The 17,519-nt window shown below is 59.9% G+C and carries 17 protein-coding genes; 4 read left to right on the top strand and 13 right to left on the bottom strand.

Translation table 11 applies throughout. From position 1 onward, the window contains the following. The first annotated feature begins 38 nt into the window (after positions 1–38). Genes ACSBQV_RS02345 through ACSBQV_RS02330 form a run of 4 tightly spaced genes read left to right on the top strand, consistent with a single transcriptional unit; the run spans position 39 to position 3,688 of the window. Positions 39–1,076, top strand: a complete 1,038-nt coding sequence (locus ACSBQV_RS02345) for a hemin-degrading factor (RefSeq protein WP_033642896.1) — start codon at positions 39–41, stop codon at positions 1,074–1,076. Next, the gene (locus ACSBQV_RS02340) at positions 1,073–1,906 is read left to right on the top strand and encodes a heme/hemin ABC transporter substrate-binding protein (protein ID WP_099782851.1); all 834 of its coding nucleotides are present in this window, start codon (positions 1,073–1,075) and stop codon (positions 1,904–1,906) included. The genes ACSBQV_RS02345 and ACSBQV_RS02340 overlap by 4 nt, the downstream gene beginning before the upstream one ends. Next, a complete protein-coding gene (locus ACSBQV_RS02335; protein WP_099782849.1) occupies positions 1,906–2,910 on the top strand; it encodes a FecCD family ABC transporter permease in 1,005 nt (334 codons plus the stop codon). The genes ACSBQV_RS02340 and ACSBQV_RS02335 overlap by 1 nt, the downstream gene beginning before the upstream one ends. Further along, positions 2,903–3,688 (top strand): heme ABC transporter ATP-binding protein, encoded by a 786-nt coding sequence (locus ACSBQV_RS02330; protein WP_099782847.1) that lies wholly within the window; start codon positions 2,903–2,905, stop codon positions 3,686–3,688. Before ACSBQV_RS02335 ends, ACSBQV_RS02330 begins: the two co-directional genes overlap by 8 nt. A 37-nt stretch (positions 3,689–3,725) precedes the next feature. Here the strand turns inward: ACSBQV_RS02330 and ACSBQV_RS02325 are convergent, their stop codons facing one another. From ACSBQV_RS02325 to ACSBQV_RS02265, 13 genes are all read right to left on the bottom strand, one after another. Next, a complete protein-coding gene (locus ACSBQV_RS02325; protein ID WP_099782845.1) occupies positions 3,726–5,168 on the bottom strand; it encodes a protein adenylyltransferase SelO in 1,443 nt (480 codons plus the stop codon). A gap of 245 nt (positions 5,169–5,413) precedes the next feature. Then, a complete protein-coding gene (locus ACSBQV_RS02320) occupies positions 5,414–6,145 on the bottom strand; it encodes an EAL domain-containing protein (RefSeq protein ID WP_033642891.1) in 732 nt (243 codons plus the stop codon). Between the two features lie 511 nt (positions 6,146–6,656). After that, positions 6,657–7,670 (bottom strand): lipoate--protein ligase A, encoded by a 1,014-nt coding sequence (locus ACSBQV_RS02315; RefSeq protein ID WP_033642890.1) that lies wholly within the window; start codon positions 7,668–7,670, stop codon positions 6,657–6,659. Between the two features lie 59 nt (positions 7,671–7,729). After that, positions 7,730–8,194: an NlpC/P60 family protein gene (locus ACSBQV_RS02310; protein WP_016927954.1), complete on the bottom strand. Its 465-nt coding sequence runs from the start codon at positions 8,192–8,194 to the stop codon at positions 7,730–7,732. Between the two features lie 176 nt (positions 8,195–8,370). Then, on the bottom strand, positions 8,371–8,763 hold the full coding sequence (gene arnF / locus ACSBQV_RS02305) for a 4-amino-4-deoxy-L-arabinose-phosphoundecaprenol flippase subunit ArnF (protein ID WP_099782843.1): 393 nt from the start codon (positions 8,761–8,763) through the stop codon (positions 8,371–8,373). Continuing rightward, positions 8,760–9,104, bottom strand: a complete 345-nt coding sequence (gene arnE / locus ACSBQV_RS02300) for a 4-amino-4-deoxy-L-arabinose-phosphoundecaprenol flippase subunit ArnE (protein ID WP_033642887.1) — start codon at positions 9,102–9,104, stop codon at positions 8,760–8,762. Before arnE ends, arnF begins: the two co-directional genes overlap by 4 nt. After that, positions 9,101–10,765 carry a lipid IV(A) 4-amino-4-deoxy-L-arabinosyltransferase gene (gene arnT, locus ACSBQV_RS02295; protein ID WP_099782841.1) on the bottom strand — a complete coding sequence of 555 codons (1,665 nt, stop codon included), beginning with the start codon at positions 10,763–10,765 and terminating at the stop codon, positions 9,101–9,103. The genes arnE and arnT overlap by 4 nt, the downstream gene beginning before the upstream one ends. Next, complete coding sequence (gene arnD, locus ACSBQV_RS02290) at positions 10,762–11,667, bottom strand: 4-deoxy-4-formamido-L-arabinose-phosphoundecaprenol deformylase (protein WP_099782839.1); 906 nt, start codon at positions 11,665–11,667, stop codon at positions 10,762–10,764. Before arnD ends, arnT begins: the two co-directional genes overlap by 4 nt. Then, entirely contained in the window at positions 11,664–13,646 is a 1,983-nt protein-coding gene (gene arnA, locus ACSBQV_RS02285; protein ID WP_033644264.1) for a bifunctional UDP-4-amino-4-deoxy-L-arabinose formyltransferase/UDP-glucuronic acid oxidase ArnA, read from the bottom strand. Before arnA ends, arnD begins: the two co-directional genes overlap by 4 nt. Continuing rightward, positions 13,646–14,626, bottom strand: a complete 981-nt coding sequence (gene arnC, locus ACSBQV_RS02280; RefSeq protein ID WP_033642884.1) for an undecaprenyl-phosphate 4-deoxy-4-formamido-L-arabinose transferase — start codon at positions 14,624–14,626, stop codon at positions 13,646–13,648. The genes arnA and arnC overlap by 1 nt, the downstream gene beginning before the upstream one ends. Then, on the bottom strand, positions 14,613–15,767 hold the full coding sequence (gene arnB / locus ACSBQV_RS02275) for a UDP-4-amino-4-deoxy-L-arabinose aminotransferase (RefSeq protein ID WP_099782837.1): 1,155 nt from the start codon (positions 15,765–15,767) through the stop codon (positions 14,613–14,615). The genes arnC and arnB overlap by 14 nt, the downstream gene beginning before the upstream one ends. 401 nt (positions 15,768–16,168) lie before the next feature. Next, positions 16,169–16,924, bottom strand: coding sequence for a vitamin B12 ABC transporter ATP-binding protein BtuD (btuD, locus tag ACSBQV_RS02270; RefSeq protein WP_099782835.1), 756 nt, complete (start codon positions 16,922–16,924; stop codon positions 16,169–16,171). Positions 16,925–16,929: 5 nt separating this feature from the next. Next, a complete protein-coding gene (locus ACSBQV_RS02265) occupies positions 16,930–17,481 on the bottom strand; it encodes a glutathione peroxidase (RefSeq protein WP_033642881.1) in 552 nt (183 codons plus the stop codon). Between the last annotated feature and the right edge of the window lie 38 nt (positions 17,482–17,519).

The raw sequence follows: 17,519 nt of genomic DNA, 5'->3' as shown, positions 1-17,519 counted from the left end.
GTGTCCGCCATTCGCATCACAGCGCAGGAGAATCCCGCATGAGCAACACCCTGTACGAACGTTACCAACAGGCTAAAATCGACCATCCCGGCAAATACGCCCGCGATCTGGCGGCGATCCTTGGCGTCAGCGAAGCAGAGCTGACGCACGCCCGCGTTGGCCACGACGCCCGCCGCCTGCAGGCCGACGCACGCACGTTGCTGACCGAACTCGAGCAAGTGGGCGTCACCAAGTCCATCACCCGCAACAGCTATGCGGTGCATGAGCAGATGGGCCGCTACCGCAACCAGCACCTCAACGGCCACGCCGGGCTGATCCTCAACCCGCGCGAGCTGGATCTGCGCCTGTTCCTCAACCACTGGACCAGCGTCTTCGCCATGAGCGAAACCAACAAGCGCGGCGTGCGCCACAGCATTCAGTTCTTTGACCCGCAGGGCGATGCGCTGCACAAGGTCTACACCACCGAGGAAACCGATCTGCCGGCCTGGATGGCGCTGGTGGAACGCCACCTGAGCGAAGAAAACCCGGCGCTGGCGCTGCAGCCCGCCGAGGCGGCCACCTCCGATGAAGCCACGCAGGATCAGGCTAAAATCGACGCTGAATGGCGCGCGATGACCGACGTGCACCAGTTCTTCCAACTGCTGAGCCGCAATAAGCTGACGCGCCAGCAGGCCTTCCGCGCTGTCGGCGACGATCTGGCCTATCAGGTGGACAACAGCGCGCTGTCGCAACTGCTGGAGGCGGCGCAGCAACAGCAAAATGAGATCATGATCTTCGTCGGCAACCGTGGCTGCGTGCAGATTTTCACCGGCCAGATCGAACGGTTGATGCCGCAGGAAGGCTGGATCAACGTGTTCAACCGCCGCTTCACGCTGCACCTGATTGAAAACGCCATCGCCGAAAGCTGGATCACCCGCAAACCGACCAAAGACGGCATCGTCACCAGCCTGGAGCTGTTCGCCGCAGATGGCACGCAGATCGCGCAGCTGTATGGCCAGCGCACCGAAGGCCAACCGGAACAAACCCAGTGGCGCGAGCAGGTCGCCGCGCTCGCCGCCAAGGACATCGCCGCATGAAATCCTCCTTGATCCGCCGCCTGGCGTTGATGGTGACGCTGACGCTGCCGCTCACCGCCGCCGCCGCCGCGCAGCGCATCGTCTCGATCGGCGGCGACGTGACGGAAATCGCCTTTGCGCTCGGCGCCGGCGACGACGTGATCGCCCGCGACAGCACCAGCCTGCATCCGGAAGCGGTGAAAAAGCTGCCGGACGTCGGCTACATGCGCCAGCTGAACGCCGAAGGCATTCTGGCGCTGAAACCGACGCTGGTGCTGACGACCGAGCTGGCGCAGCCGGCGCTGGTGCTCAAACAACTGGCGGACAGCGGCGTCAAGGTCGTCAGCGTGCCGGGTGACACCACCCTGCAGGCGGTGCCGCAAAAAATCGCCGCGATCGCCACCGCGCTGCAGCGTGATGAGCAAGGCAAGCAGTTGAGCGAGCGCTATCAACAGCAGCTGGCGGCGGTCGATACCACTCCGCTGCCGGTCAAGGTGCTGTTTGTGATGAGCCACGGCGGCATTACGCCGATGGCTGCCGGGCAACACACCGCCGCCGACGCGGTGATCGCCGCCGCCGGACTGAAAAACGCCATGCAGGGCTTTGACCGCTACCGCCCGCTGTCGCAGGAAGGCGTCATCGCCAGCGCGCCGGACCTGTTGCTGGTCACCACCGACGGCGTGCGCACCCTCGGCGGCGAACAGCAGCTGTGGACGCTGCCGGGTCTGGCGTTGACGCCGGCAGGCAAGCAGCGTCGCGTGCTGATCGTCGATGACATGGCGCTGCTGGGCTTCGGTCTGGAAACGCCGGCGGCGCTAGCCAAACTGCGCCACGCGGCGGAGCAAAAGTAATGCGCTGTCGCACCTCGCCTCAGTTAGCCATCATCGGCCTGCTGGTGCTGCTGACGCTGCTGGCGCTGGTCGCCGCTAACCTGGGCGCGCTCACGCTGTCGTTTGGCACCCTGTGGCGCGAACCCTTTAGCGACGCCACCTGGCACATCTGGCTCAACATTCGTCTGCCGCGCGTGCTGTTGGCGGTGGTGATCGGCTGTGCGCTGGCGGTATCCGGCGCGGTAATGCAGGGGCTGTTCCGCAATCCGCTGGCGGATCCGAGCCTGCTGGGCATCAGCAGCGGCGGCGCGCTGTTTGTCGCGCTGTTCATCGTGATGCCGCTGGCGTTGCCGGTGACGATCGCGTTGTATGGCCACATGCTGGCGGCGTTCCTCGGCAGCCTGCTGGTATCGCTGCTGATCTACGGCATCAGCCGCAGCGGGCACGGCAATCTGTCGCGGCTGCTGCTGGCGGGCATCGCGATCAACGCCCTGTGCATGGCGGCCATCGGCGTGCTCTCCTACATCAGCAGCGATCAACAGCTGCGCCAATTCTCGCTGTGGATGATGGGCAGCCTCAGCCAGTCGCAATGGCCGACGCTGGCCGTTTCCGCCTCGCTGATCCTGCCCACGGCGCTGCTGACGCAGCTGCAGGCGCGTCGTCTGAACCTGTTACAGCTGGGGGACGAAGAGGCACACTACCTCGGGGTGAACGTTCAGCGCGCCAAGCTGCAGCTGCTGCTGTTGAGCGCCCTGTTGATCGGCGCGGCGGTGGCGATGAGCGGCGTGATCGGCTTCGTCGGTCTGGTGGTGCCGCATCTGGTGCGCATGCGCCTCGGCGGGGATCACCGCTGGCTGCTGCCCTGCTCTGCTCTGGGCGGCGCCTGCCTGCTACTGGTCAGCGACACGCTGGCGCGCACGCTGGTGGCGCCGGCCGAAATGCCGGTGGGATTGATGACCAGCCTGATCGGCGGCCCTTACTTCTTGTGGCTGGTGATGCGCCAGCGGGAGCGAACCGGTGGATAACGTCGCCAACCTCACGGCCCGGGAGCTGCGCTACAGCCTCGGTACGCGCCGCTTGATCAACGATGTTTCGCTCAGCCTCGCCGGCGGTGAAATGGTGGCGATTATCGGCCCTAACGGCGCCGGCAAATCGACGCTGCTGCGTTTGCTGACCGGCTATTTGACGCCGGACTGCGGCGAATGCCGGCTGCTTGGCCGCCCGCTGGAACACTGGGCGCCGCAGCAGTTGGCCAAAGTCCGAGCCGTGATGCGTCAATACAGCGATCTGGCGTTTCCCTTCAGCGTGGAAGAAGTGGTCAGCATGGGACGCGCGCCGCACGGCAAACGCGACGAGCACCAGGCGATCCAACAGGTGATGGTGCAGACCGATTGCCTGGCGCTGGCACAGCGCGACTATCGTCAGCTGTCCGGCGGCGAACAGCAGCGGGTACAACTGGCGCGGGTATTGGCGCAGCTGTGGCAGCCGCAGCCGTCCCCCGCCTGGCTGTTCCTCGACGAGCCGACTTCGGCGTTGGATCTTTACCACCAGCAGCATACCCTGCGCCTGCTGCGCTCGTTGACGCGCCAACAGCCGCTGGGCGTCTGCTGTGTGCTGCACGATCTCAATCTGGCGGCGCTGTACGCCGACCGCATCCTGCTGTTGCATCAGGGGCGCCTGGTGGCGAGCGGCACACCGCAGGCAGTGTTGCAGACGGAAATCCTCACCCGCTGGTACCAGGCCGATCTCGGCGTGATTCATCATCCCGAAGTGTCGTTGCCGCAGGTCTATCTGCGCCAATGAAACGTTCAAGGGCGCCATGAGGCGCCCTTTTTTCATCTCAGCTGGAACAGGAAATCTCCAGATGTTTGCCCCAGTCCGGCGGCAGCGCGGCGAGATCGTCATACTCCGGCGCATCGTCGAACGGCCGCAGCAAGGCCTGATGCAACCGCTGCAAACGGCCGACGTCGTCTTTCTCCGCATCCTCAATCGCTTGCTGGGCCAGGTAGTTGCGCAGGATCAGCCGTGGGTTCACCGCCTTCATCGCCCGTTGCCGCTCCGCGTCGCTGACCTGCTCCTGCTGCAAACGCTGACGATATTGCTGATACCAGGCGTCGAAGGCCGCGCGGTCGATAAACTCATCGCGCAGCGGCGACTGCGCCTGTTGCTGTTCGGTTTCGCTCAACAGACGGAACGTGCGGGTATAGTCCCGCCCTTCCTGGGCCATCAGGCTCAACAGGCCGGTCAGCACGTCGTTATCCTGCGCCGTCGGCGTGAAGAAGCCCAGTTTGGCGCGCATCTGTTCGCCATAGGCGCGCATCAACGCCGGTTCATACGCCGCCAACGCCTGCTGCAGCTGTTCGGCAGTCATCAGCCCCGACAAGGTTTGCGCCAGGCGATGCAGGTTCCATAACGCCACCGCCGGCTGATTATCAAAGGCGTAACGCCCTTGATGGTCGGAATGGTTACAGATGTAGCCGGGCTGATAGTCATCGAGGAAGCCGTAAGGGCCGTAATCGATGGTGATGCCGAGAATCGACATGTTGTCGGTGTTCATCACGCCGTGGGCGAATCCGACGGTTTGCCAATGGGCGATCAGGCGCGCCGTGCGTTCGACCACGTCGGTAAACCACAACAGGTAACGCTCGGCCTGATCCTGCAACTGCGGCCAGTAACGGGCGATGACGAAATCCGCCAGCTGCCGCACCTGCTCCGGCTGTTTGCGGTAATAAAAGTGTTCGAAGTGACCGAAGCGCACATGGCTTTCCGCCACCCGCAGCAGCATCGCGCCGCGTTCCGGCTGCTCGCGGTATACCGGTTGTTGACTGGTGACAATAGTTAACGCACGCGTGGTGGGGATCCCCAGATGGTGCAACGCCTCAGAGGCCAGAAACTCGCGGACAACCGAACGCAGCACCGCGCGGCCATCCCCCATGCGTGAATACGGCGTCAGCCCGGCGCCCTTCAGGTGCCAGTCGCGGTGACTGCCGTCCGCCAGGACTTGTTCGCCCAGCAAAATGCCGCGACCATCGCCCAGTTGCCCGGCCCAGACGCCAAACTGGTGGCCACTGTACACCTGCGCCAACGGCTGCATGCCCGGCAGCAGCGTTTCCCCCGCCCAAATCGGGGTTTTATCCTGAGTAAACCAACTTTCATCCAGCCCCAGATCGCGCGCCAGCGGCTCACTGTGGTACAGCAGGCGCGCATCCTTGAGCGGCGTCGGGTTCAGGGCGGTGTAAAAACCGGGTAATTGTTGGTAGTAAGCGTTATCGAATTGCGGCATAGGCCCTCCGTTTCAGCGTAGTGTAGAGCCTGAACGGGAGGATTAACACCGAAGGAATGCAGGGAGAACGCATCCGCCTGTCGCCAGAACGGATGCGGGAGGTTTCGCGTGAGGAAACGCGCTGAACGTCGGCTGACAAACGCGGTTATCAGCAAAAACGTGGGTGAATAACGGCGACTGAATCACGCTAAACATCACCCCGTCGCTTATTTACCTCATTGTGTGTAGTTTTTTTGTATCACTTCTTAATTATTGAACTCGCTGGGCATCGCCAGCAAAGCTTGCAGATTATCCACACCAACGCTGGGCCATAAAAAACCTTGCAGGCCTAAAACACCGGCGTATCTGAGTTTATTAAAGTACTCTTTTTTCTCTATTCCTCCGACGATCACGCCTTTACACAACAGGTTGATATTCTTTAACAACGAGTCGATGACCACGTCATACCCCTGATGGGTAAACAGCTGCCAGTAAAAACGCTTGTCTATCTTTACGTAGTCAAACAAACCATCGTACAACGCGGTCAGCGTGGCTTTACCGGAACCGAAATCATCGAGCCACAGCGTAAACAATTCGCTTAATCGCCGCACGCTCGTATTGTTCTTTCCGGCAGAAAGATTCGGAAAACTCTCACTCATTTCAAATGCAATAAAAGGATATTGCCGGATCCTCTGGCACAAGGCCGGATCGGAAAGAATAAGCTCGACGATGGTTTCTTCGATATTGATGGTCAACTGCACGCTGTTACCGGTAAACCAGGCAGCATGCTGCTCCGCCAGTCTCAATTGCTCATTAAATAACTCAATCCTTTGTTCAGGCGCCAATAAATTAATCCCAATTTCGGCCGGCATGGCTAAATCACCGTCGAGACTGTTGAAACGGCTCAACATTTCCACCGCCAACAGCCCGCCCTCCATTGAGTAAACAGGTTGAAAAACATAGCTACTAATAAAGTCAGCTTCGAGTTGGATGTTCATTTTAATGCCACAGGATGAATGGCTAGCGTATCATCGTATATCAATATATTTTATCGATCAATCCTTCTGGGATTAATCGGAAATATCAATGCAAATGCTCGTAAAATATCATTTAATTGATAGATTAAAGCTATACGACAATCGCGAACGGCGCAAAGAAAAGCAGCCGCACTTATGCCAGTTTTCTCGTTCGGCGCGTGATGCGAAAAGATATTTGGCTTAAGTGGAATGGATTTGAGGTCAAATTTGACTTATCTCCTTTGTTTTAATTAAGAAAAATCCTAAATAAAGTAAAATAATCTTTCTGACTTAACGCCAATTTTTCCGGCCGTTAACGATGACTGATTAAATTTAATAACGCATCAATTCCGCCCGTTATTCGCAGCATTGAAAACCTGAAAAAATGCCCGCCTTGATTTTCAGAAAATCTGCGCTACGCCCAGCGAAACGTCGCTTTCAGCGATAAAAAAAGGGATGAGCACGCTCATCCCCTCGCTGCCAGACCGCCCGGCTAGCGGATGGTATCGCTCAGCCATTGCCGCAGCTCGGTCAATTCAGCCGCCTGTTGCGGATAGGCCGCCACCAGGCGGTCGCAGCAGGCGGCGACGGGCTCACTACGGTACGCGCAGCCCACCAGCATGTCCGCCAACCGCTGTAGCGGAGCCGGATTCAGGCTGTCGGTGAATACCTGCGCACGAACAATTGTCCCCTTCTCGACATCAAAGAACAGGTCCACGCCGCCCCAGACGAAGCGTTCATTTAGCAGATGGCTGAACGCCGGCGCCTTGCCGAAATTCCATTCCCAACTGCTCTGTTTGGCGAACTGCGCGGCAAAATCGGGCAGATCGGGGAATACATCCGGCGAAATGATCTCCGGCTCGGCCGTCTCGCCATAGTGGGCGAAGAAGGCCTGCACGATCGCCTCACACACCTGCTCATGGCTGATGCCCGGCAAAAACTCCGCCAGGTTGGCGACGCGTGAACGCACCGAGGTGATGCCCTTGGCCTGCAGTTTTTTGGGATCCGGATTGAGGTAGTCCGCCAGCCGCTCCAGATCGGCATTCAGCAGCAGCGTGCCGTGGTGGAAACCGCGATCCTGCGTTTCGCGATAGGCGGAGCCGGATATTTTGCGCGGCCCATCGGCAGTTTCCATCACCAGATCATTGCGCCCCGATGCGTCGGCCGTTACGCCCAACTGCCGCAACGCTTGCAGAATGATGTTCGTGGAGACGCTTTTATCGTACCCCGGCTTGCCGGCCATAAAGGTGAAACAGGTGTTGCCCAAATCGTGGAATACCGCCCCGCCGCCGCTGCTGCGCCGCGCCAGCCGAATGCCATCCTGTTCCATACGCCGGGTGTTGCACTCTTTCCAGGGGTTCTGCGACTGGCCGATCACCACCGTTTCGGCATTACGCCACAGGAAGAGGATTTTTTGCGTGGTCATTTCGCGGAAGATGCACTCTTCCACCGCCAGATTGAACCAGGGATCGTAGGAGTCGGAGATCAGTAAACGCAAACTGTTCATGGCAGGCACCGTTCAAAACACGTGATGCCGCCATGATACACCAAATCAACGGGTTAAGGCTAAATGCGCCGCGCCTGCCAGTAGACCCGTTTCCAGTAGACGTTATCGAGCGAGGAGCGGATCACCCCGCGGCTGGTCGACGCGTGGATAAATTGGTCGTTGGTATCGTAAATGCCGACGTGCAGGCCGTTCTCACCGCCGCCGGTTTTGAAAAACACCAGATCGCCCGGCATCAGCTCGTCGCGCGAGACCTTGGTGCCCAGCGAGGTTTGCTCTTCGGTCGAACGGGGCAGCTGCATGTCGAAGCGATCGCGGAACGTGCGGTAAACAAAGCCGGAGCAATCTACGCCGCCGCGATCCAAGCCGCCGTAACGGTATGGCGTACCGTACCACTGGCGCAATTGTTCATTGAGCTGGGCCACCACCACGATAGAATCCGCCAGGCGGCCGCTGGGTGGCGGCGCATGGCTGCTGCAACCGGCGAGGATTAAACTGGCTAATAAAAACCACACACGCATCCGCATAATATCCCTTCATTGAACACGTTGCCGCATTATGCCATCCGGTACACCACCACACTGCCTGCGAGGCAAAGCCGGCACCACGTAAGGAGAGCGCTATTTCGCGTTAATTTATCTCCCGCATGGGGAAAAAGGCAAGCGCCATGAGGGAGATAATAGCAGGATCGCCGGTTTTGGCCCTATTGCGGCGATTTGGTCTCGGATTTGCTGTTAATCAGCCAGACGCCGAACAGAATAAACAGCGTGCCCAACGTTTTCAGCAGCGTAGCGGATTCGTTAAACCACGGCAGGATCACCGCCGCCAGGTAAACCAGCGCATAGCTGACGCTCAGCAGAGGATAAGCGCGATTTAACGGCAGATGGCGCAGCGCAAAGAACCAACACAGCATCGACAGCGCATAACCGAAGATGCCGCCGCCCACCGCCAGCAGCGGCAGCCAGTAGTCGGCGATCAGCGTCAACGAGACGTCGGCGAACGACATCAGCGGGATCTGAACCATGCCCCACTTCATCAGCAACTGCGCCAGCGTCACCAGCAGTACGCTGGCGGCGCCCCAGGCATAGCCCTTCATGAATGCACGCTCATCAGCAGGATCCCCAGCATAATCGACGCCACGCCACACCAATGACGCGCGGTCGTCGGCTCATGAAACAGCCAGCGCGCGGCCAGCGTCACCATCACGAAGTTAAGGCTGAGCATCGGGTAAGCCAGGCTGAGCGGCAGGCGTTGCAGCACATTGAGCCACACCGCCATGCCCAGCCCCAGCAACAGCACCGCCAGCGCCAGCCAACGCAGTGTCTGCTTGAGCCGCGCCTCGTCCGCCCGTTCCCAGCAGTGCGCCGCCTGCTTCTGGCACAGCTGCCCACCACAGGTGAGCAGACTGACCACTATCACCAACAGAAAACCGATCATGGTTGCTGTTTATACCACATCAGCACCAAACGGTTCATGCGATCCACCTTGTCTGCGGCAGGCAGTTCCTGCGGCAGCGCTTCGCCGCGCGAGAGCTGCAACACCAGCGACACATTCCCCTGCTTGCGCGCCTGCGCCAGCCACTGCGGGAAGTCGGCGTCGCTGATCAGGTGCCCTTTGGCGTCCGGATACTCCAGACCATAGGCCACCTCGCCTTTCTGGCTGTACATCAGCACGTCGCTGCGCTTCAGTTCCCAGGCCAGACCGGCCGCCACCCCAACGCTGTCGGTCAGCACGTAACGGCTGTCGCCCAGCTCGGCCATCGTGGCGCGGGCGAAGTTCTGCGGCAGTTTGGAATCGGTCACCTGCTGCGGAATCGCGTAACCGATCACCAGGCACAGCAGCACCGGACAGGCCGCCGCCCAGCGCCATTGGCGGCCGTTATCGCGCGCGGAGACCAGCGCGAACAGCAGCCAACCACCGAACGCGATCAGGCCGAGCACCACTTTCGGCCACTCCTGCGGAGTAAACAGATGCGCTTTCGGCAGCAGACCGGCGCTCAACACCACCAGCGCCACGATGCCAATCAGCCCGAACAGGCCGTTCAGCCAGGCGTTGGCCTTAAACAGCTTGGCGCGCAGCGTGGCGGCATAGTCTTCCGCATAGGCGGTCATCAGCAGCGCCAGCGGCGCCATGCACGGCAGAATATAGGTCGGCAGCTTGCCTTTGGCGATGCTGAAGAAGATCAGCGGCATCATCGCCCAGCTCAGCAGGAAGAACAGCTCCGGGTGCTGCACGCGTTCGCGCCAGCCTTTGAGCAGCGCGCCGGGCAGCAGCGCCAGCCACGGCAGCACCGCCGCCAGCAAGATCGGCAGGTAATACCAGAACGGCGCCTTGTGCTGGGCGTTATCTTCGGCGAAACGCTGAATGTGTTCGACCCAGAAGAAGTAATTCCAGAAATCGGGCTCACGTTGCGCAATCGCCAGCGCCCACGGCAGGCTGAGCAACGTGGCGGTCACGATCGCCACCGGGCCGTAGCACAGCAGATCCTTGATACGACGTTGCTGGATGACGATCGGGATCACCGCGATCACCGGCACCGCCAGCGCCAGGAAGCCCTTGGTCATAAAGCCCATGCCGCAGGCCAAGCCCAATAGCGCGTAGGCACCCAGCTTGCCTTTGACCGAGGTGGCTTTCAGCGTCAGGTAGTAGCTGACCATCGCCGCCGCCAGCCACAGCGAGATCATCGGATCCAGCACGCTGTAGGTGCCGATGCTGAACACCAGCACCATCGACAGGAACATCAGCACCGCCAGGCTGGCACGGCGCGCATTGCGCCACATCAGCATCGCCAGCGCGAACACCAGCAATGCGGTCATGCCGGTGCTGAACACCGAGCCGAACCGCACCGCAAAGTTGTTTTCGCCGAACAGCCACTGGCTGATGTTATTGAACCAGTAACCCGCTACCGGCTTCTCGAAATAACGCAGCCCCAGCAGATGCGGCACCACCCAATCGCCGCGTTGCAGCATTTCACGGCTGATCTCGGCATAACGCGTCTCATCCGGCTGCCACAGCAGACGACCGTTAAGCGGGATCAGGTAGACCAGAGCAAAAAAAACGGCCAGCAGAATGGCCCAGGATCCTTTTAGCGCCTTCATGTAACGTCCTTCACATCGGTTTGACAGCCCAGCCAACCTTCGCGGCCGGGGAAAGGAGCACGCTTGATGCGGCCCAACGGCAGTGACGCCAAATCTTGCGGTAACAGCGCGCTCAGCGGACAGAATTCGATGCCCTGCTGCTGTGCGCGTTGCAATAACTGTTCGAACATCGCCGCTTGCGACATGCCTTCCACTTCGGTGTGAATGGTGTACACCGGTACGCCGCGATCGTTCTCGATGGCGCGCAGAATGTAGTCGTTGAAGTCGGCCATGCTGACTTCGCTGCCGATCACTTCGTCGAAGGTTGGCAACGTCACCGGGATCTGCACCGTACCGTGACGCCCGTCGCTCAGCACCGGACGGAACGGATGGGTGCCGCGGCAATCGCTGTTGTAATGAAAGCCGAAACGCTGTTTGACCTCCAGCACGCGCGTGTCGGCACGCCACCCCGCCACGGCGGAGCATTTCACCGGCTGGCCGGTGCTGGCGCTCAGGGCATCGACGCCCAGCTGCACCTGTTCGGTCAGCTGCGCCTCGCTCCACTTGCCGACTTTGGCCTGCCATCCCTGGTGATCCCAGGCATGCAGCCCGACTTCATGGCCGGCTTCGGCGGTGCGCTTCATCAGCGGCCCCAGCGCGCGTGAAATGTTGCGCCCCGGCCACGCGGTGCCGGCCAGCAGAATATCCAGACCGTACAGCGAAGCGGCGTTCGAGCGCAGCATTTTCCACAGAAATTTCGGACGCAAAAGGCGCCAAAGATGGCGCCCCATGTTGTCCGGTCCCACGCTGAAGAAGAAGCTGGCCTGAATGTCATACTTTTCGAACAGGTCCAGCAACTGCGGCACCCCTTCACGGGTGCCGCTGAAGGTATCTACATCAACCCGCAGACCGACTTTCTTCATGCATCGTTCCCTTCCTGAACGGTAGTGCGCAGGAAGTAGTCCAGCGTATCGGCGACGGTTTGCTTCATCTCGATGGTCGGCTGCCAGCCCAGCAGGCGGCGCGCGTTTTTGATGCTCGGCGTGCGGTGCTCGACGTCCTGGTAACCTTTACCGTAGTAGCTGCTGCTCTCCACATCCTTGAAGCCGGCAAACGGCGGGAAGCGGTCACGCAGCGGGTGGTTGTTGAAGCTTTCCAGCAGCATTTCCGCCAGCTCGCGAATGCTCGCTTCGTTGGTCGGGTTGCCGATGTTGACGATCTGGCCGTCGCACAGGCCGTCGCGGTTCTCAATGATGCGGAACAGCGCTTCGATGCCGTCGTTGATGTCGGTGAAGCAACGCTTCTGTGCACCGCCGTCCATCAGTTTGATCGGCGAACCTTCTACCAAGTTGAGGATCAGCTGGGTGATGGCGCGGGAAGAACCGATGCGCGCGGCGTCCAGGTTATCCAGACGCGGCCCCATCCAGTTGAACGGACGGAACAGCGTGAACTTCAGGCCCTCTTTGGCGCCGTAAGCCCAGATCACCCGATCCAGCAGCTGTTTGGAGACCGAGTAAATCCAGCGTTGTTTGTTGATTGGCCCGACGATCAGACGCGAGTGGTCTTCATCGAACTCTTTGTCGTCACACATGCCGTACACTTCAGAGGTGGACGGGAAGATGATGCGCTTGTTGTATTTCACGCAGTCGCGAACGATCTTCAGGTTCTCTTCGAAGTCCAGCTCGAACACGCGCAGCGGGTTGCGGGTGTATTCGATCGGCGTCGCAATCGCCACCAGCGGCAGCACCACGTCGCATTTCTTGATGTGATACTCGATCCACTCAGAGTGGATGCTGATGTCGCCTTCCACGAAGTGGAAGCGCGGGTTGTCGAGGAAGCGGCTGATGGCGTCAGAGCCGATATCCAGACCGTAGATGTCGTAACGATCGTCGCGCAGCAGACGCTCGGTCAGGTGGTTGCCGATGAAACCGTTGACCCCGAGGATCAGCACGCGAGTGCGGCGTTTCATCACGGCGTTGGGCTTGGCGGCCAGACGCACGTCGGTGACGATGCCCATTTCCTGCGCCAGGCGGCTGCCCTGCACGTACAGGCCACTTTCGTTCTGCCCGGCGACGATTTCCAGCGCGCCTTCGCCACAGGCGATGACCAGCGGGGCGGTGCTCAGCACGGTGCCCGGTTGTTTATCGTGTTGGGTATCCAGCACGCGGGAACGCCAGACGATCAGCTTGCGCTGGCCGAGGTAGCTGAATGCCCCCGGGTACGGTTCGGTGACGGCGCGGACCAGGTTGTTGATCTCTTTGGCGGATTTGTGCCACAAGATCTCGCCGTCCGCCGCGGTGCGGCGCCCGAAGTAGCTGGCCTGAGACTCATCCTGCTTGGTAAAAGTGGCGGTGCCGTTCTTCAGCTTCGGCAGCTGCTCTTTCAACACGGCCTGTGCGGCTTCCAGCACTTTTTTGTGCAGCGTCAGCGCGGTGTCGTTGTCGGCGATAGCCACTTTCTGCTGGCCCACAATGTCGCCGGCGTCAGGGCGTTTCACCATTTTGTGCAGGGTGGCCCCGGTTTCGGTTTCGCCATTCACCAACGCCCAGTTCACCGGCGCGCGGCCACGGTAGCGCGGCAGCAGCGAACCATGCAGGTTGAAACCGCCCAACGGGGCCAGCGACAAGATCTCGTCGCTCAGCATGTGACGGTAGTAGAACGAGAAGATCACGTCCGGCTGCAGTTCGCGAATGCGATCAACCCACAGCGGGTGGTTCACGTCTTCCGGCGCATAGACCGGCAGATCCAATTCGGCGCCCAAACGGGCCACGGAGGAGAAGAAGTTGTTCTCACCTGGGTCGTCGGTGTGCGTGAACACAGCCTGCACGTCATAACCCGCCTCAGTCAGCGCTTTCAGACCTGCGCAGCCAATATCATGGTAAGCAAATACAATAGCTTTCATCATTCTTCTTCCTGAGTATTGTGGTCTTGCTGTACGCCGACCACTTTCTGAACAAAATAGCGAGGACGTGCGCGCACGTCGGTATAGATGCGGCCGATGTATTCACCCAGTAGCCCCATGCCGACAAACTGGGCGCCGATAAAGGTGAACAGGACGGCGAAAAGCGTGAACACGCCGCCGGCGGCCCATTCAGGACCGAGCAGCAGACGCAGCGCGATCAGCACCAGCGCCAACACGAACCCGGACAGCGCCACGATGCTGCCGACCACGCTGAGCAAACGCAGCGGCGTAGTGGTCAGACAGGTGATCAGGTCATACATCAGGTTGATCAGCTTCATCAGGCTGTATTTGGAGTCGCCGAACTCGCGCTCGGCGTGACGCACGTCGATCTCGGTCGTGCGACGGGCGAAGGTATTCGCCAGGATCGGGATGAAAGTGCTGCGCTCATGACAGTGCAGCATCGCCTCAACGATATGACGACGGTAGGCGCGCAGCATGCAGCCGTAGTCCCCCATCGATTTACCGGTGGCGCGTTGAATCATCATGTTGATTACGCGCGAAGCGCTTTTGCGGAACCAGGAGTCCTGACGGTTGGCGCGCACGGTGCCCACCACGTCATAGCCCTCTTCCGCCACGCTGACCAGCCGAGGGATTTCCTCCGGCGGGTTCTGCAGATCGGCGTCAAGGGTAATCACCAGGTCGCCGGTCACCTGATTGAAACCGGCCATGATCGCCGAATGTTGGCCATAGTTGCGGTTAAGCAGGACGGCAATCACGTGACTGTCCGGCTTTTCGGCCGCCGCGGTCAGCATGTCAGCGGAGTTGTCGCTGCTGCCATCGTCGACGAGAATGATTTCATAAGGTTGGGATAACTGCTTACAGGCGGCGGTAGTGCGCTCCAGCAACGCAGGCAGGCTTTCCTGCTCGTTGTATACCGGGATGACTATCGACACTTTTTTGATCGGTTCAACGCGAGACACGTAAAGACTCCACAACAGAAGACAAGGCATTGACCACGCGATCCACATCGGCGTCGGTCATATCAGGGAATAGCGGTAAGGTGCACAGCCGCGCCGAGTTCCATTCGGTATTCGGCAACGACAGCTGCGGATAGCGCTCACGGTAGAATTTCTGGGTGTGCGCGGCACGGAAATGCAGCCCGGTGCCGATGCCAACCTCTTTCAGGCGCTCCATCAGCTGGCCGCGATCGAGGCCGCAGCGCTCGGGATCGACGCGCACCATAAACAGGTGCCAGGCGTGGTCATGCGGATAATCCGGCACGCCCAACGGCTGGAACGGCGAGCCTTCCAGCGCGCTCAGGTAGCGCTGCGCCAGCGCCTTACGGCGCGCGTTCAGCTCGGCGAAGCGCGACAGTTGCACCACGGCGATCGCCGCGTGAATGTCGGACAAGTTGTATTTGTACCCCGGCTCCACCACTTCGGCCTGCGGTTTGCGGCCAAGCTGCTGGCGATCGAAGGCATCGACGGCCAGGCCGTGGAACTTCAGGCAACGCAGGCGATCCGCCAGCGCATCGTCGTCGGTGGCGATCAGGCCGCCTTCGGCGCAGGTCACGTTCTTAATCGCGTGGAACGAGAAAATCGCCGTGCCGCGCGCGCCGACCCATTCGCCGTTGTAACGCGTGCCGACCGCATGGGCGGCGTCTTCGATTAACGGCAGACCATGGCGTTCGGCCACGGCGCGCAAAGCGTCCATCTGCAGGGGGGCGCCGGCATAATGCACCGGAACAATCGCTTTGGTTTTCGGGGTGATGGCAGCCTCAACGTCGGCGGCGCTGACCATCAAGGTCTCACGGTCAACGTCGATCATCACCGGCGTAGCGCCCAGCAGTTCGATCATGTTGAGGGTGGAAACCCAGGTTTGGGAAGGGGTGATGACTTCATCGCCGGGCCCCACGCCCAGCGCCATCAAAGTGATGTGCATGCCCGCTGTGGCGGAACTCACGGCGATGGCGTGCTTACAGCCGAAGGTGGAACAGAAGTCGCTTTCCAGTTGCTGATTTTGCGGGCCGGTGGTGATCCAACCGGAACGCAACACTTTCTCTACCGCGGCGATTTCTTCGTCGCCGATGGCTGGACGAGAGAAAGGTAAAAATTGATCCATAGTTAACCCCAAACGTATCGAACTGCTTTTGATGACACTGTAAATCCCTTTCGTTTAACGAATATTAAACGCCAGAGAAGAATCGTTTCCGTGGATTAACTGCCAATGTAAGGCCGCAAGCTTAACTAAACCTTAAGACGAGACTTGTCATCAGTGGGAGAACTGATAGGAAGGTGCCGTCATCATTAATTTAATTTTATTATGTAAATCAATTTCTTATATTTTTTAATAATTACTTACGTATTTTATTTTTGCCGAATCAAGCGTAGCACGTCATCGACGTTTTTCAAGAAAATCGATAAGAAAATGAGAGACCGCACAATATTCGCCGATCCTTACCCCGCTATTTATATTCACTGTGTTTAGTTTCCGTTTACGTTGCGCCCCGCCCACTGGGTTAATTAAGCCGTGCGGGTCATGATCCAACGCTGGTCCCCTACCCATTGCAGCTGGAAATCCACTTCATAAATCTGCGACAGCAGCGCGGGCACCATCACTTCACGCGTGACGCCCTGCGCCACCAGCCGGCCGGCATGCAGCAACCAAACCCGATCGGCCTGCTGCAGGGTGTGATTCAGATCGTGCGCGCATACCAGCGCGCTGCGCCCGCTCTGGCAGAATTCGCGCAGCAGGCGATCCAGCGCGACTTTCTGCGCCACATCCAGGCTGTTGGTCGGCTCATCCAGCAACAACAGGCGGCTGTGCGGATTGACGCTGGGCCACACCTGCAGCAAGACCGCCGCCAGCCGCACCCGTTGCCATTCTCCTCCAGAAAGCTGCGTCAGCATGCGTGACAGCTTATCCACCAGCTTCAACCGCCGGCACAGATAGAGGATGGCGTGCTCCACATCGGTTTGCGCCGCCGCCGCAGGCCGGTGCAGCGCCAAATACTGAAACACCGGCATCAGCGACACCGGCGGCTGTTGCTGGCTGAGGTAACCGCGCCGGGATGCCAGTTCGCTCCCCGGATAATCGGACAGCGCGCGTCCGTCCAGACGAACCTCGCCCAGCCCCGGCAGCATGCCCGCCACCCGCGCCAGCAGAGTGCTCTTCCCGGCGCCATTTGGGCCGATCAGGTGAACCTGCAACCCGCCGTCAATCTGTGCCGAAAAAGGCGCCAGGCGCCCCGCCACCCCAACCTCAACGAGTTGCAGCATCCGTCTTACCCTGCCAGCGCTTGTTTCACCGCCGCCACCAGCGCCGGATCTTCTGGCGTGGTGTCAGGCGAGAAGCGCTGGATCACCGTGCCGTCGCGCGCGATGAGGAATTTCTCGAAGTTCCACAAAATATCGCCGGCGTGCTTCGGCGCACGCCCTTTGCTGGTCATCCGCGCCAGGAACTCGCTGCCCTGCGGCGCGACAGCAGCCGGCTGCGCGGCAATCAGCGCCTGATACAGTGGATGACGGTGTTCGCCGTTCACCTCAATCTTGGCGAACATCGGGAATTGCACGCCGAAAGTGCCGCGGCAAAACGCCAGGATCTCTTCATTGCTGCCCGGTTCCTGCCCCAGGAATTCATTGGACGGGAACCCCAGCACTTCCAGCCCCCGATCGCGATAGGTTTCGTACAGCGCTTCCAGCCCTTCATATTGCTTCGTCAGGCCGCACTCCGAGGCCACGTTGACCACCAGCAGCACCTTGCCCTGATAGGCCCCCAGCGTGGTAGCCTGATTTTCGATGGTCTGTAACGGCAGGTTATAAATTGGATTGCTCATCGGTTGTCATCCTGTAGTTTTTTAATGGCAGGTGAATG

The sequence above is a fragment of the Serratia sp. B501 genome, assembly GCF_051172315.1.
Taxonomy (GTDB): Bacteria; Pseudomonadota; Gammaproteobacteria; order Enterobacterales; family Enterobacteriaceae; genus Serratia; species Serratia ureilytica.
Note: the sequence above shows the minus strand (reverse complement) of the source record. Positions and strands in the feature narration are given on the sequence as shown.

What these genes read in the sequence shown, in the direction of transcription:
- ACSBQV_RS02345 (WP_033642896.1), top strand. Translation starts at nt 39, where the DNA reads ATGAGCAACACCCTGTACGAACGTTACCAACAGGCTAAAATCGACCAT.
- ACSBQV_RS02340 (WP_099782851.1), top strand. Translation starts at nt 1,073, where the DNA reads ATGAAATCCTCCTTGATCCGCCGCCTGGCGTTGATGGTGACGCTGACG.
- ACSBQV_RS02335 (WP_099782849.1), top strand. Translation starts at nt 1,906, where the DNA reads ATGCGCTGTCGCACCTCGCCTCAGTTAGCCATCATCGGCCTGCTGGTG.
- ACSBQV_RS02325 (WP_099782845.1), bottom strand. Translation starts at nt 5,168, where the DNA reads ATGCCGCAATTCGATAACGCTTACTACCAACAATTACCCGGTTTTTAC.
- ACSBQV_RS02320 (WP_033642891.1), bottom strand. Translation starts at nt 6,145, where the DNA reads ATGAACATCCAACTCGAAGCTGACTTTATTAGTAGCTATGTTTTTCAA.
- ACSBQV_RS02315 (WP_033642890.1), bottom strand. Translation starts at nt 7,670, where the DNA reads ATGAACAGTTTGCGTTTACTGATCTCCGACTCCTACGATCCCTGGTTC.
- ACSBQV_RS02310 (WP_016927954.1), bottom strand. Translation starts at nt 8,194, where the DNA reads ATGCGGATGCGTGTGTGGTTTTTATTAGCCAGTTTAATCCTCGCCGGT.
- arnF (WP_099782843.1), bottom strand. Translation starts at nt 8,763, where the DNA reads ATGAAGGGCTATGCCTGGGGCGCCGCCAGCGTACTGCTGGTGACGCTG.
- arnE (WP_033642887.1), bottom strand. Translation starts at nt 9,104, where the DNA reads ATGATCGGTTTTCTGTTGGTGATAGTGGTCAGTCTGCTCACCTGTGGT.
- arnT (WP_099782841.1), bottom strand. Translation starts at nt 10,765, where the DNA reads ATGAAGGCGCTAAAAGGATCCTGGGCCATTCTGCTGGCCGTTTTTTTT.
- arnD (WP_099782839.1), bottom strand. Translation starts at nt 11,667, where the DNA reads ATGAAGAAAGTCGGTCTGCGGGTTGATGTAGATACCTTCAGCGGCACC.
- arnA (WP_033644264.1), bottom strand. Translation starts at nt 13,646, where the DNA reads ATGAAAGCTATTGTATTTGCTTACCATGATATTGGCTGCGCAGGTCTG.
- arnB (WP_099782837.1), bottom strand. Translation starts at nt 15,767, where the DNA reads ATGGATCAATTTTTACCTTTCTCTCGTCCAGCCATCGGCGACGAAGAA.
- btuD (WP_099782835.1), bottom strand. Translation starts at nt 16,924, where the DNA reads ATGCTGCAACTCGTTGAGGTTGGGGTGGCGGGGCGCCTGGCGCCTTTT.
- ACSBQV_RS02265 (WP_033642881.1), bottom strand. Translation starts at nt 17,481, where the DNA reads ATGAGCAATCCAATTTATAACCTGCCGTTACAGACCATCGAAAATCAG.